The organism is Neptuniibacter sp., assembly GCF_024231755.1.
Taxonomy (GTDB): Bacteria; Pseudomonadota; Gammaproteobacteria; order Pseudomonadales; family Balneatricaceae; genus Neptuniibacter.
The window spans coordinates 26416-46351 of sequence record NZ_JAAEQH010000233.1 but is presented as its reverse complement, the minus strand read 5'-3'; the positions used below and the strand labels follow the sequence as shown (position 1 = coordinate 46351).

General features: G+C 46.2%; 17 protein-coding genes. 15 read left to right on the top strand and 2 right to left on the bottom strand.

All coding sequences use genetic code 11. The features are described 5' to 3' along the window. Window positions 1-12 precede the first annotated feature (12 nt). Window positions 13-1392 carry a DNA repair protein RadA gene (radA, locus tag GY843_RS12210; RefSeq protein WP_297309992.1) on the top strand — a complete coding sequence of 460 codons (1380 nt, stop codon included), beginning with the start codon at window positions 13-15 and terminating at the stop codon, window positions 1390-1392. A gap of 10 nt (window positions 1393-1402) precedes the next feature. Here radA and GY843_RS12205 read toward each other — a convergent pair whose 3' ends face one another. After that, window positions 1403-1774 (bottom strand): PilZ domain-containing protein, encoded by a 372-nt coding sequence (locus GY843_RS12205; protein WP_297309990.1) that lies wholly within the window; start codon window positions 1772-1774, stop codon window positions 1403-1405. A 220-nt stretch (window positions 1775-1994) separates the two neighbouring features. Between GY843_RS12205 and GY843_RS12200 the strand changes: the two genes are divergently transcribed. Then, window positions 1995-3089, top strand: coding sequence for a GGDEF domain-containing protein (locus GY843_RS12200; protein ID WP_297309988.1), 1095 nt, complete (start codon window positions 1995-1997; stop codon window positions 3087-3089). 78 nt (window positions 3090-3167) lie between these two features. Here GY843_RS12200 and ettA read toward each other — a convergent pair whose 3' ends face one another. Then, the gene (ettA, locus tag GY843_RS12195) at window positions 3168-4835 is read right to left on the bottom strand and encodes an energy-dependent translational throttle protein EttA (RefSeq protein ID WP_297309986.1); all 1668 of its coding nucleotides are present in this window, start codon (window positions 4833-4835) and stop codon (window positions 3168-3170) included. Window positions 4836-5124: 289 nt separating this feature from the next. On the opposite strand from ettA, the gene GY843_RS12190 reads away from it, so the two are divergent. The 13 genes from GY843_RS12190 (at window position 5125) to GY843_RS12130 (ending at window position 19910) form a co-directional block, all read left to right on the top strand. Continuing rightward, window positions 5125-5832, top strand: coding sequence for an NAD(P)-binding domain-containing protein (locus tag GY843_RS12190; protein ID WP_297309984.1), 708 nt, complete (start codon window positions 5125-5127; stop codon window positions 5830-5832). Window positions 5833-6506: 674 nt separating this feature from the next. Beyond that, window positions 6507-11036: a DUF4214 domain-containing protein gene (locus GY843_RS12185; protein WP_297309982.1), complete on the top strand. Its 4530-nt coding sequence runs from the start codon at window positions 6507-6509 to the stop codon at window positions 11034-11036. Window positions 11037-11061: 25 nt separating this feature from the next. Then, window positions 11062-11331: an Hsp20 family protein gene (locus GY843_RS12180; RefSeq protein WP_297309980.1), complete on the top strand. Its 270-nt coding sequence runs from the start codon at window positions 11062-11064 to the stop codon at window positions 11329-11331. Window positions 11332-11560: 229 nt separating this feature from the next. Next, the gene (gene glyA, locus GY843_RS12175) at window positions 11561-12817 is read left to right on the top strand and encodes a serine hydroxymethyltransferase (RefSeq protein ID WP_297309979.1); all 1257 of its coding nucleotides are present in this window, start codon (window positions 11561-11563) and stop codon (window positions 12815-12817) included. 145 nt (window positions 12818-12962) lie between these two features. Continuing rightward, window positions 12963-13445: a transcriptional regulator NrdR gene (nrdR, locus tag GY843_RS12170; protein WP_297309977.1), complete on the top strand. Its 483-nt coding sequence runs from the start codon at window positions 12963-12965 to the stop codon at window positions 13443-13445. Next, a complete protein-coding gene (ribD, locus tag GY843_RS12165; RefSeq protein WP_297309975.1) occupies window positions 13446-14582 on the top strand; it encodes a bifunctional diaminohydroxyphosphoribosylaminopyrimidine deaminase/5-amino-6-(5-phosphoribosylamino)uracil reductase RibD in 1137 nt (378 codons plus the stop codon). It begins immediately after the preceding gene. Next, on the top strand, window positions 14583-15245 hold the full coding sequence (locus tag GY843_RS12160) for a riboflavin synthase (RefSeq protein ID WP_297309973.1): 663 nt from the start codon (window positions 14583-14585) through the stop codon (window positions 15243-15245). It begins immediately after the preceding gene. A 13-nt stretch (window positions 15246-15258) separates the two neighbouring features. Continuing rightward, window positions 15259-16377: a bifunctional 3,4-dihydroxy-2-butanone-4-phosphate synthase/GTP cyclohydrolase II gene (gene ribBA, locus GY843_RS12155; RefSeq protein WP_297309971.1), complete on the top strand. Its 1119-nt coding sequence runs from the start codon at window positions 15259-15261 to the stop codon at window positions 16375-16377. Between the two features lie 18 nt (window positions 16378-16395). After that, on the top strand, window positions 16396-16869 hold the full coding sequence (gene ribE, locus GY843_RS12150; RefSeq protein WP_297309969.1) for a 6,7-dimethyl-8-ribityllumazine synthase: 474 nt from the start codon (window positions 16396-16398) through the stop codon (window positions 16867-16869). Window positions 16870-16875: 6 nt separating this feature from the next. Beyond that, a complete protein-coding gene (gene nusB / locus GY843_RS12145; RefSeq protein ID WP_297309967.1) occupies window positions 16876-17361 on the top strand; it encodes a transcription antitermination factor NusB in 486 nt (161 codons plus the stop codon). Between the two features lie 3 nt (window positions 17362-17364). Beyond that, window positions 17365-18345: a thiamine-phosphate kinase gene (thiL, locus tag GY843_RS12140; RefSeq protein ID WP_297309965.1), complete on the top strand. Its 981-nt coding sequence runs from the start codon at window positions 17365-17367 to the stop codon at window positions 18343-18345. An 18-nt stretch (window positions 18346-18363) separates the two neighbouring features. Beyond that, complete coding sequence (locus tag GY843_RS12135) at window positions 18364-18840, top strand: phosphatidylglycerophosphatase A (protein WP_297309964.1); 477 nt, start codon at window positions 18364-18366, stop codon at window positions 18838-18840. A gap of 206 nt (window positions 18841-19046) precedes the next feature. Beyond that, window positions 19047-19910, top strand: a complete 864-nt coding sequence (locus GY843_RS12130) for a hypothetical protein (RefSeq protein WP_297309962.1) — start codon at window positions 19047-19049, stop codon at window positions 19908-19910. The last annotated feature ends 26 nt before the right edge of the window (window positions 19911-19936 follow it).

The window sequence follows — 19936 nt, the reverse complement described above, 5'->3', positions numbered from 1 at the left end:
TTGGAGATATAGATGGCACGTCAGAAAACCGCATATGTCTGTAATGATTGTGGCGCGGATTACACCAAATGGCAGGGGCAGTGTACCTCCTGTCAGGCATGGAATACTCTGACGGAGGTGCGTTTGGCTTCCGCTAAAACCGCAGCTCAGGAAAGCCGTAATGTGCGTTTTGATGGTTATGCTGGCGCAGCCGGAAAGCAGGCGGTTGTTAGTTTGTCTGAAGTGGCTGTCGAAGAGATGCCTCGTTTCTCCGCAGGTGCGGGAGAGTTGGACCGGGTGTTGGGTGGAGGCCTGGTTCCCGGCTCTGCTGTATTGATTGGCGGCCATCCGGGGGCGGGTAAAAGTACCTTGTTACTACAGACTATGTGTTTTCTGGCAGAACAGATGCCTGCTCTGTATGTAACAGGTGAGGAATCTCTACAGCAAGTTGCGATGCGGGCGAACCGTCTCGGTCTGCCAACAGGGCAGTTGAAGATGCTTTCGGAAACCAATGTCGAAACGATTTGTAATACGGCTCAGCAGATCCAGCCCAAGGTGATGGTGATAGATTCCATACAAGTAATGCATATGGCTGATGTGCAATCAGCGCCAGGGTCCGTTGCTCAGGTCCGTGAGTCTGCCGCTTATCTAACTCGTTATGCAAAACAGACGGGCACGGTACTTTTTCTGGTCGGGCATGTAACAAAAGATGGTTCGCTAGCTGGGCCAAAAGTACTCGAGCATATGATCGATTGCTCCTTGCAGTTGGAAGGTTCTTCAGATTCTCGTTTCCGTACTCTACGTTCCCATAAAAACCGTTTTGGTGCTGTAAATGAACTGGGTGTTTTTGCCATGCTTGAGCAGGGGCTGAAAGAGGTTAAAAACCCTAGTTCGATCTTTCTGAGTCGTGAAGAAGGACCAAGCCCGGGTAGTGTAGTGATGGTGGTTTGGGAAGGTACTCGCCCGCTGCTGGTTGAGATTCAGGCACTGGTTGATCAATCGCATATGAACAACCCTCGACGGGTCGCTGTGGGTCTGGAACAGAATCGCCTGTCGATGCTATTGGCTGTTCTTCATCGTCATGGTGGTTTGATGACTGGTGATCAGGATGTGTTTGTGAATGTGGTTGGTGGAGTGAAAGTTCTGGAGACAAGTGCGGATCTGGCCTTGCTTTTGGCTGTTGTCTCTAGTTTTAGGGATCAGACCTTGCCACATGATCTTATGGTATTTGGTGAGGTGGGTTTGTCTGGAGAGATCCGTCCTGTGCCAAATGGGCAGGAGAGAATTCGTGAAGCGGCAAAGCATGGTTTTAAGAGGGCGATAGTGCCAAAGGGCAATGTGCCTAAAGAATCATTGCCCGGAATGCAGATTGTGCCGGTAACGAAGCTATCTGAAGCGCTGGAAGCGCTTTAGTCATAAAAACTTAGCCGTGAAACAGGTGATCCATTTCCCGTTCAAGAAGTGCTTCATCACCTAGATTGAGCTCAATTAAACGGCGTAATTGGGTTAGAGAATCCAGATCCAGGTTTTCAATCAGGAAGCCGTATACCAGTTCGTTTGTATGAGCAAGGGTTGCTGGTGTTTTGATCGTAATGTCATTACCTAGAAGATGGATCGTGGCCTGAACCTCATCCCCTTTGCTCAGTGCCAGTGCCTGCTCGCTTTTAACCAGGATGCCATTGAAAGATATATCAACCAGCTTTACTTCCCAGTTGCTACCTTCATGCTCTAATTCAGTAGTGGCATCAAAGGTAACGCGGGTAAAACGTCGGCGTTCGGTTTCAGTTGTCGTCACAGTCTTATTTCCGCTGTTTTATGGTCACTTCTCCATCTTAGTATAGACCTAAGGCGAAATGGAACAGTTCAATACCCTGATTTTATATTAATATTATGGTGTGCTGTTACCGACTCAGTGGTTGGTTTTCTGTTTCACTGTTCTGGATCAACGATGGTAGTCCCACTGAGCTGTATGATCTGCACTCAATAATAAAAACAAATTAAGGATGAATGAGCAGATGTTAGTAGAGACACTTCTGGATGTTTCCAGTGGTAGAAGACATTCTAGGTACTTTAATCAGACTCGTAGCCACTACCTTTTTCGTCGGATACGGATTATCACAATTCTTTTGGCTCTGATTCAGCCAGCATGGTTATTGGTGGATTATCTTCTATTACCTGAAGATATGCTGCAATCGATCTCTATAGTCAGAGCAGTCGCCGCCGCCGCGTGTCTGGTTCTGGCCTTTTGGAGTATGAAGCGCTACAGCCTAAAAGTTTCTTATATACGCTTGGCTGCTCTGGTCATAGTGCTTTCTGCCTTTCAGACCGTTTCCAGCTCCCTTTTGCTTGCTCATGGCCATGAATCCAATGTGGCGGGTTACCACTTTTTCCCTTTCATGATCATCTCCATGATGGCAATTTTTCCGTTGTCGATTGTTGAGGCTGTTGTATATACCGTTGGCTTATTGGTTATTGAGCTTGTTACCCAGAGCTTTCGCGGTACTTTGGGAACTGTTGATGGGATTAATAATCTTTGGTTGCTTGGTGTGCTGGGTTTGATCGCAGGTTGGGCGGCAGTTAATCAGCTGAATATGTTATTGGGTTTGTATCGTCAAGCGACACGTGATCCTCTGACAGGGCTATCCAATAGGCGTCAGGCGATGGAGCAATTATCCGGTGATATGACACAAAGTCGTGAGAGGTCTCAGCCTTTGAGTGTCTTGCTGTTTGATCTGGATAAATTCAAAAGCTTTAATGATACCTACGGTCATGCTGCGGGTGATATCGTTTTGAAGTCCTTCTCAAAAGTGATGCGAAAACATACGCGTAAGAAAGCAGACCTTGCCTGTCGTTATGGTGGTGAGGAGTTTCTGATGGTTTTACCAGGAATGGACACTCAAGAAGCTTCTGAAGTGGCAGAAGCAATTCGAAGCGCTTGTCATGATGAAAAAGTTAAAACGCCTGGTGGGGAGAAAACAAGTTATACAACGAGTATAGGCGTGGCTACTCTGAGCTCAGAGGATACACTTGATACTCTTTTGCAGCGTGCCGACGATGCGCTTTATGTAGCCAAAGACCGTGGGCGCGATCAGGTTTCGCTGGCAGCTTAACTTTTTGTTGAGCAGATACGAATTAATAAAAAAACCGAGGCGTTCGCCTCGGTTTTTTTGTTTCTAAAGGGTTAATTATTAACCCAGATCAGTCATGCGCTTGTACTTGATACGCTCTGGCTGATGTTCTTTGCCGTGACGGCGTTTGTAATCTGCCTGGAACTCGGTGTAGTTACCCTCGAAGAACTCCACATGTGAGTCGCCTTCGTATGCCAACATGTGAGTACAGATACGGTCGAGGAACCAACGGTCATGCGAGATAACTACTGCGCAACCAGGGAATGCCAGTAGGGCTTCTTCCAGTGCTCGTAGTGTTTCAATATCCAGGTCGTTGGTTGGTTCGTCCAATAGCAGAACGTTTCCGCCCTCTTTCAGAAGCTTCGCCATGTGTAGGCGGTTACGCTCACCACCGGACAGATCTTTAACAAACTTCTGCTGGTCGCCACCTTTAAAGTTGAAACGGCCACAGTAAGAACGTGATGGAGTCTGGTAGTTACCTACAGTGATAATATCCTGGCCGTCAGAGATTTCTTCGAAAACGGTCTTGTCGCCGTTCAGGTCACGAGACTGGTTAACGTATGCTAGCTCAACGGTAGAACCGATCTCGATCTCACCAGAATCTGGCTGCTCTTCACCAGCAATCATGCGGAACAGTGTGGATTTACCCGCACCGTTACCACCGATGATGCCAACAATCGCCCCCTGTGGAATAGAGAAGCTCAGGTTCTCGAACAGTACTTTGTCGCCGTACGCTTTGGAGATGTTTACAGCGTCGATAACTTTGTCGCCCAGACGTGGTCCAGGTGGAATATAAATTTCCTGAGTCTCGTTTCGGGACTGGAACTCTTTAGAGTTCATCTCCTCAAACTGTTTCAGACGAGCCTTAGACTTAGACTGGCGACCTTTTGAGCCTTGACGAACCCATTCCAGCTCTGCAGCGACAGATTTACGGTGAGCTGCTTCCTGTTTCGCTTCTTGTTCCAGACGGGCTTCTTTCTGCTCTAGCCATGAAGAATAGTTGCCTTCGTATGGAATGCCGCGGCCACGGTCTAGTTCCAGAATCCAGCCTGCAGCGTTATCAAGGAAGTACCGGTCATGGGTGATCGCCACAACTGTGCCTGGGTATTCCTGTAGGAAACGCTCAATCCAGGCTACGGATTCGGCATCCAGGTGGTTGGTTGGTTCGTCCAGCAGCAGCATGTCTGGTTTATCCAGAAGCAGGCGGCACAGAGCTACACGGCGGCGCTCACCACCAGACAGGTGTTTAACTTCTGCATCCCATGCTGGCAAGCGCATAGCGTCAGCGGCACGCTCCAGAGCTGTTTCCAAATTGTGGCCATCTTTGGCCTGAATTAGATTCTCAAACTCAGCCTGCTTTTTCGCCAGCTCATCGAAATCAGCATCCGGTTCAGCGTAAGCAGCGTATACCGCTTCGAGGCCATCCAATGCTTCTTTTACGTCCGCAACGGATTCTTCAACGATTTCACGAACGGTTTTGCTCTCATCCAGTTCAGGCTCCTGTGGCAGATAACCCACATTGATACCCGGCATTGGACGAGCCTCACCGATTATGTCGGTATCAAGACCCGCCATGATTTTCAGCAGGGTGGATTTACCTGCGCCGTTCAGACCCAAGACACCGATTTTCGCACCTGGGAAAAAGGAAAGAGAGATATCTTTCAGAATTTCACGCTTTGGCGGAACAATCTTGCCAACGCGGTTCATTGAATAAACGTACTGAGCCATGCAGTGACCATCTCTTATCTGTGACAAATTAATGAGCAGATTTTACCGGAAAGCAGTGCTCAAAGGCTATCTTGATTGAGAGGGGGTGAAAATAGAATGGTTAAATTCCTTCGTGGCCTTTAAAAACAAGCATTAACCATCGCCTATAAGTTTAAGAGGACGGTTGAATGGGTTTCAAAAACACTCCCTAATTAGGTAAATGCGTATGGCTATTCCTTGAGGTCTTTTCTTTCGCATATATGGGTGGCACCATCATGCAGACCTTCTACTACTGAGATAGAGAGATCATATGAAATCCCGCATTGGTATTCTTCACCCTGGTGAAATGGGAATCAGTGTTGCCGTTAGCGCAAAGCTTGCTGGAAATGAAGTTTACTGGTGCGAGGATAATCGCAGTGATGCAACCCGACATAGGGCGGAGAAATATGGCATCACGGCCCTATCTGATATAGGGGAGCTCTGTCAGCGCTGCTCGATAATTATTGCTGTTTGTCCACCGCAGTTCGCCGTTGAAACTGCCTATAAAGTTGCAGAAGAGGGCTTCACGGGTATCTATTTAGACGCAAATGCGATTGCTCCTGAAACAGCGCTTATCATCGAAGAGCTGTTTTCAAAAACAGATATTAATTTTGTAGATGGCGGTATCGTTGGTCCCCCCGCATGGAAAAAAGACCGAACTAAACTTTACCTCTCTGGGCCAGCTGCCGATTTATTGGCGAATATTCTTCATGGAGGTAACTTGTCAGTTAAGGTGATTGGCGAGCAGATAGGTCAGGCTTCAGCATTCAAAATGTGCCATTCAGGTCACTCTAAGGCTTTCACTGCTTTGATGTTATCAGTGATGTCTGCCGCCGAAGCTTATGGTGTTTATGACCAGTTACTTGAGCATTGGCAGGAAGAAAGACCTGATGTGGTAAAGGAGGCGGGGGAGAAGATTGAGCGGGCAACTCCGTTTCAGTCCAGAAATGCAGGAGATAGCCAATACGCTCGGTTATAAAGGTATTCCCACAGGGATACATAGCGCGGCCTGCGATATTTTTCAGCGTATTAGCCATTTTAAAGGCAGCGAGCCAGGACAGGTGTCTACCAAAGAGGTATTAAAAGCCGTTATCAGAGAGAATGAAGAGGGATTGATCGAGTAATCACAGCAGTGAAGTGTGAATGGTGGCTACAAGCAAATTCCTATTCTTTCTGTTGAGAAAAATTGAAGCAGTTTTGAAGCGGATTCAAGTGTATCTGGGAAAATGTTTCGCTATAACACTCGCTTTCCCAAATCCCAGAAGATTCTGCGGCCGCTGCTTTCAGCGGCGAGAAAGGTTAGGGGCTTTCTGTCGCATCGTGTCAAAAGTGTTATTCCGCGCCTACCAGCAAGTAGCACCCAGGGGGCAAGCAGGTTTTATTCTGTTTGTGCAAACATGGATAAGTGCAACGTCAAATAAGTAATTGAAGGCGTGTATCTAGAGCTTGAACTTGATAGATGTTAAGGCGGCATCGAAGTTAAGTATCAACGGTTTAGGGTTAACCTGTTTCTTTTATTTTTAGAGTCATGTAGCTTTTGTCATTAGATTTTATACCGCTATTTCATTAGCACTCAGATAGTGCCGGAAATCGGTGGCTAATACGCAAAATTTGGGGGCAATCCCCATTTCTACAATTTGAAGGGATGCACCGATGAGCACACTCACGGAAACAGAGACCAATAATACTTTTCTTACGGCGAATGAACTGCTAATAGGCAATGAGATCAGCGGCGTTGTGGTTGCTGATTATGATCCGGATTATTTTCAGATAGATATAGCCGATCCAGGAATATTAGGCTTACAACTCGATGTTGATGATGGCCAAGAGATTTTTTTGTCTATTTTTGATGAAGAGGGAACACTCCTAAGCAATTACAGAGCAAAACCTAATACCGAGTATCAAACATTAGTTACGAACTCTGGCAAATACTATGTTGAGGTCGGATTGGGCCAATATCCATACTCTAACAATGTTGAATATTCACTTACCGCTTCTCATAGTGAGGGCAACTCGGTTGCCTTGGAGCATGAAAAAAATGACTCTTCATTAACGGCTAACGCACTGGATTTAGATACAGAAATCACAGGGCAGTTAGCCCATTCAACAGACAGTGATTACTACCGCATCGAGTTACTTGAGCCCGGCGTTATAAGTGCTGAGATCAATCTTCAGCTCGATAGTTATGGCTCCTGGCCTCTAGACATGACATTTAAAGTTTCAATTTATGATCAAGCTGGAATTTTAGTTGCTAGTAAAGAGTCTGAAGAAAGCACCAGCTTTGAAACATTGGTTGATCAAGCTGGGGTGTATTTCATTGAGGTCTGTTCGGCTTATAAAGATCACCATTATGAGTTGAATACCCAAGCGTATAGTTTAAAGGCTGGCTTTAGCTCCGAGCCTACTGCAAATATTGAATCCGAAAGTAACGATTCCATGCTTTCAGCTAACCTGATTGCCTTTGACGATGAAATTATTGGTCAGTTAGGAAATGAATTAGATAAGGATTACTACCGTTTAGAAACTTCTGAACCAGGTATTTTGGGTATTGGTTTGCAAACAGATGACGAGCTGTTAAAGGTTTCGCTGTATGACCATAGCAACAATTTAATATTGAGTTATTACCCTGCGAGTGAAGACGAGGTTAGAACAGGTATAGAACGGGTGGGGGAGTATTTTGTAGTAGTTGAAACTTATGCTCATGGGGATGAATTACCTAGCGGTTACAGGTTACAAACTACATTTGATGAGCAGACTGAATCTTTTGAAACTGAGAGCAACAATACATTTATAACAGCTGATGAATTAGTGCTAGGTGAATCGGTTGAGGGGCAGTTGAGCAGTAGTGGTGATAAGGATTTTTATACACTAGATGTACCCGCCTCTGGGGTTATAACGCTGAACTTCGTTTCCGCAGAGAATGATAATAGCGATTATAAGCTTTCTGTTTATGATGCTGCGGGGAATTTATTTTACTCTTCTTTGACAAACTCTGAGGCCTCTGCATTGGTTGCTGTGCCAGAGTCTGGAGCCTACTATATTGAAATCAGCGGGTTCACAGGCTCTGGCTTAGCCTACAGCTTAACAGCCTCTTATTCGAATAGTGGGACGGATGGCCTGGAACTTGAGCAAAACGGCTCTTTGTCAGATGCACAGTACCTTGATTTAGGTGCGGCGATAAGTGGTCAGATTTCAGGCTCAGAAGATCTGGATTTCTATCAGATCAATATTACAGACGTGGGTGTTTTGGAGATTACACTGGAACAAATCGTGTCATTGGAAGACATTGAAAACGAGAGAGCTCTCATCTCGTTGTATGATTCTGAGCAGAACCTTATACGCAATTTTAAATCTCAATGGGGCAGCAGTCATACAGCGGCAATAGATCAACCGGGCAATCATTATATTAAAATTGAGCAAAACCCCGAATATTACTCAGATACAACTCCAGTAGATTACCTTCTCATGACACAACAGAGTGTTGGAAGTGTTGGAAGTGTTGGAAGTGTTGGAAGTGTTGAAGGTTATGAAACAGAAACCAATAATTCTTTTCTTACTGCTGATCAGCTTGCCCTCGATAGCGCTATTCAGGGGCAATTTATAAACACTTCTGACGATGATTATTATCGTTTAGATATAAGCGAAGCGGGCTTTTTGCGTATCGATGTAAAAATTGACGTCGATAGTACTGGGCCATTTGAGAATTCTTCTGAGGACAGCCGCTATCAACTAGAGCTTTATAGTAATGATGGGCAGTTACTAAATAGCGTCGATGCAGTAACCGATGATATTTTCAAAATGGTGGTTCCTGATGCCGGCGCATTTTATCTGGTTATTAACTCATCTTCTGGGCAGTTAGACAGCGCGACCTACATTCTTTCTGCGAGCCATACCCCTGACTCAGAAACGCAATTTGAACATGAGTTGAATGACTCATTTGCTGCAGCTAATTCTGTTGAATTTGATACGCCTATTTTAGGCCAGCTTGGAGGTCATTATGACCGCGATTTTTACCAGCTGGAGACAACAGAGGCGGGTTTACTGCAGCTTAGCTTAGAGCTAGCGCATGAGAATAGTTACCGTGACAGCTTCACTATAGGTATCTACGACGACCAAGGGGAGCTGCGCTATCAATTTCATAGTGGTAAGGATAATGACTATGAAGTTGGGTTGGCTGAGGCAGGGACCTATTACATCGGGGTTAGCCTAGAAAACTATAGTCACTATGATCCACAGCCCTATCAACTGATAGCCAATCATATCCCTGATATGTCTAGTCGGTTTGAAACCGAAGATAATGACATCACTTTGTCTGCTGAATTATTAGTGTCGGGGTCAGCGATAAAAGGACAATTGCTCGATACTGATGATGCTGATGTTTATCGCTTCGAAGTCACTGAAACAAGCACATTACGGGTTGATCTGGAATCATCCCTTAACGATGCTATCGATAAAGGCTTTGGTGCTGCTGTATTTAATGCACAAGGTGACTATGTTGCGGGGGGGATTGACGGAGTACAGTTCACTGCTGATGCAGGTGTCTATTATATCGAAGTCAGTGATGGTTATGGTGACGATCGTTACACCGACTCAAATTATACATTAACAGCAACACAGCTTAACTATGTAAATAGTGCCCCTTCAGGTTCAGTCACTATAGAGGGTGAGGCAATGATAGGTCGAACACTTACAGCGGTTGTTGATATTGCTGACCCCGATGGTTTAGGCGAATTGAGCTACCAGTGGTTGAGTAACGGTGGGACCATCAGGGGAGCTACTAGTGAGACATATGCTATTCGTACTAGAGATTACAATGATGAAATAAGTGTCCGGGTGAGTTATGTCGATGCCCTTGGATCTGAAGAGACCGTAGATTCTGAGCGTATTGGTGATATTGCTCGTTATGAGCAGACCTTAAAAAATGAAATTAAGGAACAGTCCAACTCCTTTATTATTCAGGCGGCCTATATTGCTTATTACGGTCGACCTGCCGATCCCGCTGGGCTAGCGGCATGGAGTGAGCAGCTGGAAAAAACAGGAGGCGAACTTTCTGGTATTTATGATTCATTTAGCACCTCGCCAGAGTTTGATGAGCGATATGGTGGCATGTCTTATGATGATTTAGTAACTGAGGCATTCAGTCAGCAATTTAATCGTCATACAAATTACAATGAACTAAATGCATGGGTCGATGTTCTAGAAAGCGGCGCTAAGACATTCCAAACCATCGTTTTAGACATTCTACTTGGGGCGAGAAACCAAGATGCTTTGACTGTTCTGAGGAAAATAGATTTTTCCGAATATTTTACCGAACGTGTTGAGTCCGGGGAGATTGAATATCAGGGTATTGAACATGCTAATGCAATCGCCGTCGTCCTTCTTGGTGTTACCCATAATACCGATTACAGCGAATTTGATGATCTGATTGCCGAATATCAAGATATTATCGATGGTGATAATTTCTATACGGCTGATCTGACATCTCTTCAGCCGGTTGTTATCACCGGTGCAGATGATGCTGTAGACGCGGCTACCCCTTCATATATCGGACTAGATATGGAGCCAGTCGAACAGACTCTTGGTATGCTGGAGGTTCGTTTTGATCTGGATACAGAGGTTACAAACTTAATCTCACCTTCGAATGACCAGACTTTCAGCAAACATACATCCTATGAACTTGGTTTTGATATTGATGGCGATGATCTGAGTGATCTCTTCATCTCAATGGAGATTGAAGCGGACTTCTATGAATTTGATGTTGAGAATAATCTTATTGCGTTAGATGCTCCTAAAGGTCAAGTAGAGTTCCACTATTTTGATGATTATGGCGATGAGAGCGTGAACTTGAGTAGCGCATATTCTTTGAATGGTGACCGTTCTTCCTCTTCTGATTCTGGCCCTTGGGCTACCTTTGATATCTTGGATGAAAGCATATCGTTGGATATTGATCTTGAAATGAGTTTACCCGAGAGAATAGTAAATATAGATGGTTCAAACTGGCATACATACTTGCTTGTAGAGCGGATCCGGGATAATGCTGAATTATTAACTGGAGATATGTTTAATTCTTTTTCTGTAAGTTACCTAGAGCAACAGGTGGATCTGGATACAGGGGAAATTACTACCCTCCATGATGGCCTTGTTGAGTATCTGTTCGCAGCTGGCGATATCTTGTTTGTCTAACCCTTTTTAATTAGTACGTGGCCCAGTGCCTGGGTCGCGTATTTATAACCCTAGACCTCCTCAACCCTCTCCATTTAAACGAAGTAGTAGCTGTTATAGAATTCTTGCAAACCGATTACATAACCTGCTGATTTGCCAGGAACGTCATTACGGACAGTATGTAAGGCGCCTTTCTGTGGGTGATGATGTTGATCCTGCAACGATCAAAGCATGTTTCGAAAATGGGGTGCTGCAGTTGGATCTGCCAAAACTAGAGCCTAAAGCACCGGAGACCACAAAAGTGGCAATTGACTGAACGGCGTTCAACCAAAGAAAGCCTGTAACCGTAAAACGTTACAGGTTTTTTTTGTTGAGTAAAATTGAAGTAGTTTTGAACTCGTTTCAAGTGTAACCGGTCTAATGTTTCGCTATAATATGCGCTTTCCCAAATCCCAAAAGATTCTGAATCTGTATCTGCAGCGTTCAACGCGTAGTTTTTTACAGAAGAATCGGGTCCATATTCTATTCAGGGGACAGTAAATCCAATGTTTAGCAAAGATATGACAATCGCTGATTTCGACGCAGATCTGTGGAACGCAATGCAGGCTGAAACAGTACGTCAGGAAGAACACATCGAACTGATTGCGTCTGAAAACTACACTAGCCCTCGCGTAATGCAGGCTCAGGGTTCAGCGCTGACCAACAAATACGCTGAAGGTTACCCTAACAAGCGTTACTACGGTGGTTGTGAACACGTTGATGTTGTAGAGCAGCTGGCGATTGATCGAGCTAAAGAACTGTTTGGTGCAACTTACGCAAACGTTCAGCCTCACTCCGGTTCTCAGGCAAACGCAGCTGTATACATGGCTCTATGTAAGCCTGGCGATACAGTTCTGGGTATGAGCCTGGCACACGGTGGTCACCTGACTCACGGTGCTACAGTTTCCTTCTCCGGTCGTATCTACAATGCTGTACAGTATGGTCTGAACCCAGAAACTGGCGAGATCGACTACGAAGAAGTTGAACGTCTGGCTGAAGAAAATAAGCCAAAAATGATTGTTGCTGGTTTCTCTGCATACTCACGTGTTGTTGATTGGCAGCGTTTCCGTGATATTGCGGACAAAGTAGGTGCTTACCTGTTCGTTGATATGGCGCACATTGCTGGTCTTGTTGCTGCTGGCGAATATCCATCTCCAATTGGCATTGCTGACGTTGTTACTACAACGACTCACAAAACTTTGGGTGGTCCACGTGGTGGTCTGATCCTGTCTGCTCGCGCGGATGAAGATCTGCAGAAGAAGTTGAACTTCGCAGTATTCCCTGAATCACAGGGCGGCCCACTGATGCACGTTATCGCTGCAAAAGCGGTTTGCTTCAAAGAAGCGATGGAACCAGAGTGGAAAGCGTACCAGGGTCAGGTTGTTAAGAACGCACAGGCAATGGCTGATACGTTCAAGGCTCGTGGTATCAAGATCGTTTCTGACGGTACTGACGATCACCTGTTCCTGGTTGATCTGATTGATAAAGAGTTCACTGGTAAAGATGCGGATGCGGCGCTGGGTCGTGCAAACATCACAGTAAACAAAAACTCTGTACCAAATGATCCACGCTCTCCATTTGTTACATCGGGTCTGCGTATCGGTACTCCAGCTGTAACTCGTCGTGGTTTCAAAGAAGCTGAAGTAACTGAGCTGACTAACTGGATCTGCGATATCTTGGACGATATCGATAACGAAGAGACAATTGCTCGGGTTAAAGGTCAGGTTACTGAGATCTGTGCACGTTACCCTGTATACAAGTAAGGTATATAAGTAAGTGCTGTTCCCGCTGTAAGTTATAGCTGGAAAAATGTACAATCCCCGGGCCGTTCATAGAACGGCCCTTTTATTCTCTGCATATGTGCATCTACAGTGGAGAATAAAGAACGCTCTTTACTCAGGATTAGTTATGCATTGTCCGTTTTGTAATGCCAATGAAACCAAGGTTGTTGACTCCCGTCTGGTGGCAGAAGGCCAGCAGGTGCGTCGTCGCCGTGAATGCATTAACTGTAATGAGCGTTTTACCACCTATGAAGCTGCCGAGCTTCTAATGCCTCGCCTGATCAAGGCTGATGGCTCTCGCCAACCTTTTGATGATGATAAGCTTCGTGCCGGTATCCATCGGGCACTGGAGAAGCGTCCTGTTTCCATTGAAGAGTTTGAGGCTTGTATTAGCCGGATTAAACATCGCCTGCGTGCGACAGGAGAGCGTGAGCTTCCATCGCGTCAAGTGGGTGAAGAAGTGATGGCGGAACTACGTAAGCTGGATGAAGTGGCTTATGTGCGGTTTGCCTCGGTTTATCGCAGCTTCCAGGATATCAACGAATTTAAAGAAGAGATCGAGCGTTTATCTGAGGCCCATGCCTCTCAGGATAATGGGAGCAAGCAGTAAATGTCTTGGTCTGTCGCTGATCGACAGTATATGGCCCGTGCAATTCAGTTAGCACGTAGAGGCCGATATACCACACAGCCTAATCCACGTGTGGGTTGTGTATTGGTCAAAGAGGGTGAAATAGTCGGTGAAGGCTTCCACTTTCGTGCGGGTGAAGGGCATGCAGAAGTTAATGCTCTGACTGCTGCTGGTGATAAGGCCAGGGGAGCTACTGCGTACGTTACGTTGGAGCCTTGTAGTCACTATGGGCGTACCCCTCCTTGTGCTGAGGGGTTGATTAAAGCCGGTGTGGCACGAGTAGTCTCAGCCATGGTTGATCCCAATCCGCAGGTGGCGGGGCGCGGAATCAAAATGTTGCAGCAGGCGGGTATCGAAGCTGATTCAGGCTTGCTTGAAAACGATGCAAGAGGCCTGAATCCCGGTTTTATTAAAAGGATGGAAACCGGTCTGCCTTTGGTTCGGGTGAAAATAGCGACTAGTCTGGATGGCCGTACAGCGATGGCATCTGGTGAGTCAAAATGGATTACTGGTTCAGCTGCACGAAGTGATGTGCAAAAGCTAAGAGCACAAAGTTCTGCGATTCTGACGGGTGTAGAATCTATTTTGCATGATGATTCAGCTTTAACTGTGCGGGAAGAGCAACTGGGTCTGGATAACGCAAAAGAGATTGTTAAACATCAGCCTCTACGTGTGGTGCTGGACTCAAAACTGCGTATGCCACTGGATGCATCTATTCTTAAACAGTCAGGGCGTACACTGGTTGTGACATGCTCCTCAGAAGTTTCAGCTATAGCTGCTTTGGAAAAGGCAGGTGCTGAAGTATTGCAGATGGACGCAGATATTAATGGGCGCGTTGGTCTGCTCTCTTTGCTTAAATGGCTGGGGAAAGAAGAGCAGTGTAATGAGCTGCTGGTTGAAACCGGCGCGACACTTGCGGGTGCTTTTCTGCAGCAGAGATTGGTTGATGAGATCCGCTTATACATGGCGATGAAGTTGATGGGTTCTGATGCGCGTCCGGCGTTTGCGCTACCATTGACTAAAATGTCAGAACAGATTGAATTAAAACAGGTGGATATGCGCATGTTGGGGAGTGATCTTCGCATGGTGCTGGAGCCTGTTTATGGAGATGGGCAGTAAGTGTTCACAGGAATTATTGAAGCGGTTGGCAGTATTGCCGGAATTGAAGAGCAATCCGGCGATATGCGTCTTTATGTTCGTACCGGAGCGTTAGATCTGGCTGATGTGAAGTTGGGCGACAGTATCGCTACCAATGGCGTTTGCCTGACGGCAGTAGAACTGCCGGGTGATGGTTTCGTTGCTGATGTATCCCGCGAAACCCTAGCTCATACCCGTTTCCACACGCTTAGCGTTGGAGAACGTGTGAACCTCGAAAAAGCACTGATGCCAACTAGTCGTCTAGGTGGGCATATCGTAACCGGCCATGTAGATGGTCTAGGGGAGATTGTTGAGCGTAAAGAAGATGCACGCTCAATCCGTTTCAGTGTTAAGGCTCCGAAAAATCTGCAACGCTACCTTGCGGCCAAAGGTTCGGTGACAGTTGATGGTATCAGCCTGACGGTAAATGCTATTGACGGTGAGTGCTTTGAATTGAATATTGTGCCGCATACGGCACAAGAAACTATCATGACCGAATATGTCCCAGGACGTCTAGTCCACTTGGAAGTGGACATAATTGCCCGTTATCTGGAGCGATTGGTCGGTCATGATTCTGATACAAATAATAATCAAGGCGAGGGCTTAACAATGGATAAGCTGATCGCCAGCGGTTTTAACCGCTAATGACGGTATATATATGAAACTGAATACACCTCAGGAAATTATTGAAGATATTCGTCAGGGTAAAATGGTTATCCTGATGGATGATGAAGATCGCGAGAATGAAGGTGATCTGGTTATTGCTGCGGAGATGGTGCGTCCGGACGATATCAACTTTATGGCGACACATGCTCGAGGCCTTATCTGCCTTACGCTGACACGCGAACATTGTGAACAATTGCAACTGCCTTTGATGGTGCAGAGCAATGGTGCACAGTTCTCCACGAACTTTACGTTGTCGATTGAAGCGGCTGAAGGGGTTACCACAGGTATCTCTGCAGCAGATCGTGCACACACGGTTCGTACAGCGGTTAAGACTGACGTCAAACCTGAAGATATCGTACAGCCAGGTCATATTTTTCCACTAATGGCACAGCCGGGTGGTGTCCTGAGCCGAGCAGGTCATACCGAAGCGGGTTGTGATCTGGCGCGTTTGGCAGGGTTCACTCCAGCTGCAGCGATTGTTGAGATTATGAATGACGATGGCACTATGGCTCGTCGTCCGGATCTTGAGAAGTTTGCCGAAAAGCACGATCTCAAGATCGGTACCATCGCAGATTTGATTCATTACCGTACCACCAACGAACACACGGTGATGCGTGAGAGCGAAGGTATTCTACCAACTGAATTTGGTGACTTTAATTACATTACCTATCGTGATGAAATTTTGGGTTGTACTCATCTAGCGATGACCCTAGGCGATATCAAAGAGTCCGCTTCAACTCCAGTACGAGTTCATCTGAGAACAGAAGTATTGAGGGATGTTGTCGGTGTGGCTCAAGGTGAAGAGATAAAGTGGACCATGCGTCGTGCTTTGGAGAAGGTTTCCCAACTGGGGGAGGGTGTTGTACTTCTTCTCGATACAGGTCCAAAAGTTGATATTGGTGAAGCGGTTGAGCAGCTGTTAAACCCTACTCAGAAAATCCGTCAGCACAATATCAGTTCATCAGGCTCTTACCTAACAGTAGGTACGGGTTCTCAAATCTTGCGTGATCTGGGTGTGCGCAAAATGCGTCTACTCAGTTCACCAATGAAATTTAATGCGATTTCCGGTTTTGATCTGGAGATCGAAGAATATATTCCCTGTGAAGACTAATCGGACAGGTATTTAAAGATGGCTGTAAAAACCTTTGAAGGTGATTTTGTAAACGCAGACGGCAACTACGCAATCGTAGTGGGTCGTTTTAATGCATTTGTTGTTGAAAGCCTGCTGGAAGGGGCGATTGATGCCCTGAAGCGCCACGGTGTAAACGAAGATAATATCCGTGTTATCCGTGTGCCGGGGGCATTTGAGATTCCACTGGCAGTTAAGCGTGTTGCTGCACAGAAACAGGACGACGCAATTATTGCACTCGGTGCGGTAATTCGTGGCGGCACTCCTCACTTTGAATATGTATCAGGTGAGAGCTCTAAAGGTGTTGCTCAGGTTTCCCTGGATTATGATGTGCCGGTTGCTAACGGTATCCTGACTGTTAACAGCATTGAACAGGCTGTTGAGCGTTCTGGTACTAAGATGGGCAACAAAGGTGCTGAAGCAGCGCTGTCTGCTCTGGAAATGGTTAGCCTGCTGAAACAGCTAGAGGTTTAAGCTCAGATGAGTGAGAGCGAAAACAAACCTGCAAAGAAAAAGAAGCCCTCCCTAACTACGCAGCGTCGTAACGCGCGTAGTTATGCGTTACAGGCGTTGTACTCCTGGACGCTGGCGGGTCAGCCTCTTAATGAGCTTGAAGCGCAGTTCCGCGTTGATAATGATATGCGCGATACAGATGTGAAGTTGTTCTCTGAACTACTGCACAATATCGCTTCAACAAAAAGCGAACTGGATGCGTTGTTCACTGACTTTTTGGATCGTCAGATCGAAGATCTGGATCCGATCGAGCTGAACGTGCTGCGTATTGGTGCTTACGAGTTGTCCAAGCGTATTGTGGTTCCATACCGCGTAGCGATCAATGAGAGTGTTGAGCTGGCGAAAACCTTCGGTGCTACAGACAGTCACCGTTATGTAAACGGTGTTTTGGATAAGCTTGCACAAAGAGTACGTATGGCGGAAATCAGAGAGAAGCGGGAAGGAAAATCCTGATCCATGTCTCTGGGTGAGTTCGAACTGATTAAGCGTTTCTTTGCGCCTCTTACAGAAGCATCTTCGGATGCTTCTGTTGTATTGGGCGTAGGGGATGATTGCGCCATCCTTAATGTGCCTGATCAACATCAGTTGGTGTTATCGATCGATACGCTGGTGGAAGGCACGCACTTTCTCCCAGATACACCGGCTGAGCATTTGGCTTCTCGTCTGTTTGGCGCGGCTATGAGTGATCTGGCGGCGATGGGCGCTACCCCTGCTTGGCTCACTCTAGGGCTGACCCTGCCTGAATCTGATATCAATTGGCTGCAGAGCTTCAGCACGAAGCTAGGACAGCTATGCAGGGAATATCAGATAAATTTGATCGGTGGTGATACCACAAAAGGTCCGCTTGCGCTGACCGCGCAGGTACACGGCTTTGTTCCCACAGGTAAGGCATTGCGTCGAACTGGAGCGCAAGTGGATGATCTTATCTGTGTCAGTGGTTATCTGGGGGATAGTCGTGGTGGACTGGAAGGCCTGCTAAACGGCTTTCCTGATCAATCTGCTGCTGAGTATCTGCATAAGCGTTTTTATGCGCCTTCTCCACAGATCGAACTCGGCCAATCACTGCTTAATAAAGCTTCCTCGGCGATAGATATCTCGGATGGTTTGCTCTCTGATCTTGCGCATATTCTGAATAGCAGCGGCAATTTGGGAGCGCGTCTGCAGCTTGAAGCTATTCCTCTATCACCTCAATTAGTTCAAAGCTTTGGTGAAGAGAAGGCAAGGCAGTGGGCTTTGACTGGAGGAGAGGACTTTGAGTTATGTTTTACTCTGCCTCCGCAAGCACTGGCGCAATTGGCGCAGTTGCCTGCTCCCGTCGCTGTGATTGGTAAGGTGACTGAGGATACAGATCTGCAGCTTTTCCTTCGTGGAGAGCTTTGCGAAATCTCTGGTTCTGGGTATGATCATTTCCGCAATTCAGGCCAAGTATCAGAATAAAAGTAGTAAAGATTAACTATGAATAAAGTACCTTCCTCCGTTTGGAAAAATCCTGTCCACTTTCTGGCGTTTGGTTTGGGTAGTGGTGCGGCTCCGTTTGCCCCGGGAACCTTTGGTACCTTGGCGGCAATTATTCCTTACCTGTGGTTTCAGAACCTGAGCCTGCCTTTTTATCTGCTGATGTTGGTGGTTACCACGCTGGTAGGTATCTGGTTGTGCGACAAAACCTCAAAGGATATTGGGGTGCATGACCATGGCGGTATCGTTTGGGATGAGTTTGTCGGCTTTTGGCTGACAATGACCTTAGCGCCTTCTGGTTGGGAATGGATTCTAATTGGTTTTGTACTGTTCCGTATTTTCGACATTCTTAAGCCTTGGCCGATCAAATGGGCGGATAGCAAAGTGTCCGGTGGTTGGGGCATTATGCTGGATGATCTTTTGGCGGGTGTTTATGCCGCTATAATTCTTCAGCTTCTAGCCTTCTTTTGGCTTTGATGCCGATATTATAAAGTTTGCTAAGACCCGCTCTTAGCGAGCATTCCCTCCTTTTCTGTGCAGTGCTGTAGCTCCTGGCTTTGTTCAGGAGCTTGGCTCAGTCAGCTTTGTATTCAAAAACAAAAATTAGAATTTGCTCATATTTTGTGGGCTATACTGCATAAATTCCTATTACGCATTGCCTATCTGACTCTGTGGTCGGTGATATGTTGAAATTCCTTCTGAGCGTTATTGTTTCGTTAATGCCTATAGCGGTTTGTGCGGATATTAGAATCATACCGCCCCAATCTGTCTATGATTCCAGTCATGCATATTTTTCGAGTTTATTAAAACGAGTGTTGGTTGCTACTCAGGATGAGTTTGGCGAAGAGCTCTTGGTGTACAGTTTGCCGATGGAGCAAGGTCGAGCTATACAGGAATTAGAACGAGGGAATCATATTGATGTCTATTGGGCCGGGACTTCGACAGAAAGAGAAGCAAAGTTAGGTGTGGTCAAAATTCCTCTTCTTAAGGGGTTGTTAGGCTATAGGGTGGGGGTTATAAGAAGAGATCAAGCTGAGCGTTTCAAAGGTATTAACTCCTTTGAGCAGCTCAAAAAGTTGAGTGTTTGTCAGGGTAGTCACTGGCCTGATTCAGATATTATGGAAGCCTCTGGCTTAAATGTTCTTAGAAGTCCTGTTTATGAGAGTATGTTTAAACAGGTGTCTTTTGGGCGATGTGATATTTTCCCCAGAGGTGTGCATGAGGCATATGTGGAGATCTCAGTACGAAATGAAGCCTATCCTGAACTAGTGGTCTTTCCGGAGTTACTGATTTATTACCCATTCCCAATGTATTTCTTCACTTCGACAAAAGCCCCGCAGCTGCAGAGGCGCATAGAGGTTGGATTAACAAAGATGATTAAGAGTGGGGAGTTTGCCCGTTTTCTAAGAGAGCATCCTACTACGCGCCATCTATTTCCCCTGAGCAATTGGATTAACCGCAAGACCTTTGTAATCGAAAACCCTCTTCTTCCTGCAGCAACGGATATCACCAATATGGAATTGTGGGTTCAGCCCAATCTGAATTGATTAGTGTTATTCGCTTGGGAGTAAGC

Bases quoted from the DNA above. Each gene is read 5' to 3' on its own strand.
- radA (WP_297309992.1), top strand. From the start codon at position 13: ATGGCACGTCAGAAAACCGCATATGTCTGTAATGATTGTGGCGCGGAT.
- GY843_RS12200 (WP_297309988.1), top strand. From the start codon at position 1,995: ATGTTAGTAGAGACACTTCTGGATGTTTCCAGTGGTAGAAGACATTCT.
- ettA (WP_297309986.1), bottom strand. From the start codon at position 4,835: ATGGCTCAGTACGTTTATTCAATGAACCGCGTTGGCAAGATTGTTCCG.
- GY843_RS12190 (WP_297309984.1), top strand. From the start codon at position 5,125: ATGAAATCCCGCATTGGTATTCTTCACCCTGGTGAAATGGGAATCAGT.
- GY843_RS12185 (WP_297309982.1), top strand. From the start codon at position 6,507: ATGAGCACACTCACGGAAACAGAGACCAATAATACTTTTCTTACGGCG.
- glyA (WP_297309979.1), top strand. From the start codon at position 11,561: ATGTTTAGCAAAGATATGACAATCGCTGATTTCGACGCAGATCTGTGG.
- nrdR (WP_297309977.1), top strand. From the start codon at position 12,963: ATGCATTGTCCGTTTTGTAATGCCAATGAAACCAAGGTTGTTGACTCC.
- ribD (WP_297309975.1), top strand. From the start codon at position 13,446: ATGTCTTGGTCTGTCGCTGATCGACAGTATATGGCCCGTGCAATTCAG.
- ribBA (WP_297309971.1), top strand. From the start codon at position 15,259: ATGAAACTGAATACACCTCAGGAAATTATTGAAGATATTCGTCAGGGT.
- ribE (WP_297309969.1), top strand. From the start codon at position 16,396: ATGGCTGTAAAAACCTTTGAAGGTGATTTTGTAAACGCAGACGGCAAC.
- nusB (WP_297309967.1), top strand. From the start codon at position 16,876: ATGAGTGAGAGCGAAAACAAACCTGCAAAGAAAAAGAAGCCCTCCCTA.
- thiL (WP_297309965.1), top strand. From the start codon at position 17,365: ATGTCTCTGGGTGAGTTCGAACTGATTAAGCGTTTCTTTGCGCCTCTT.
- GY843_RS12135 (WP_297309964.1), top strand. From the start codon at position 18,364: ATGAATAAAGTACCTTCCTCCGTTTGGAAAAATCCTGTCCACTTTCTG.
- GY843_RS12130 (WP_297309962.1), top strand. From the start codon at position 19,047: ATGTTGAAATTCCTTCTGAGCGTTATTGTTTCGTTAATGCCTATAGCG.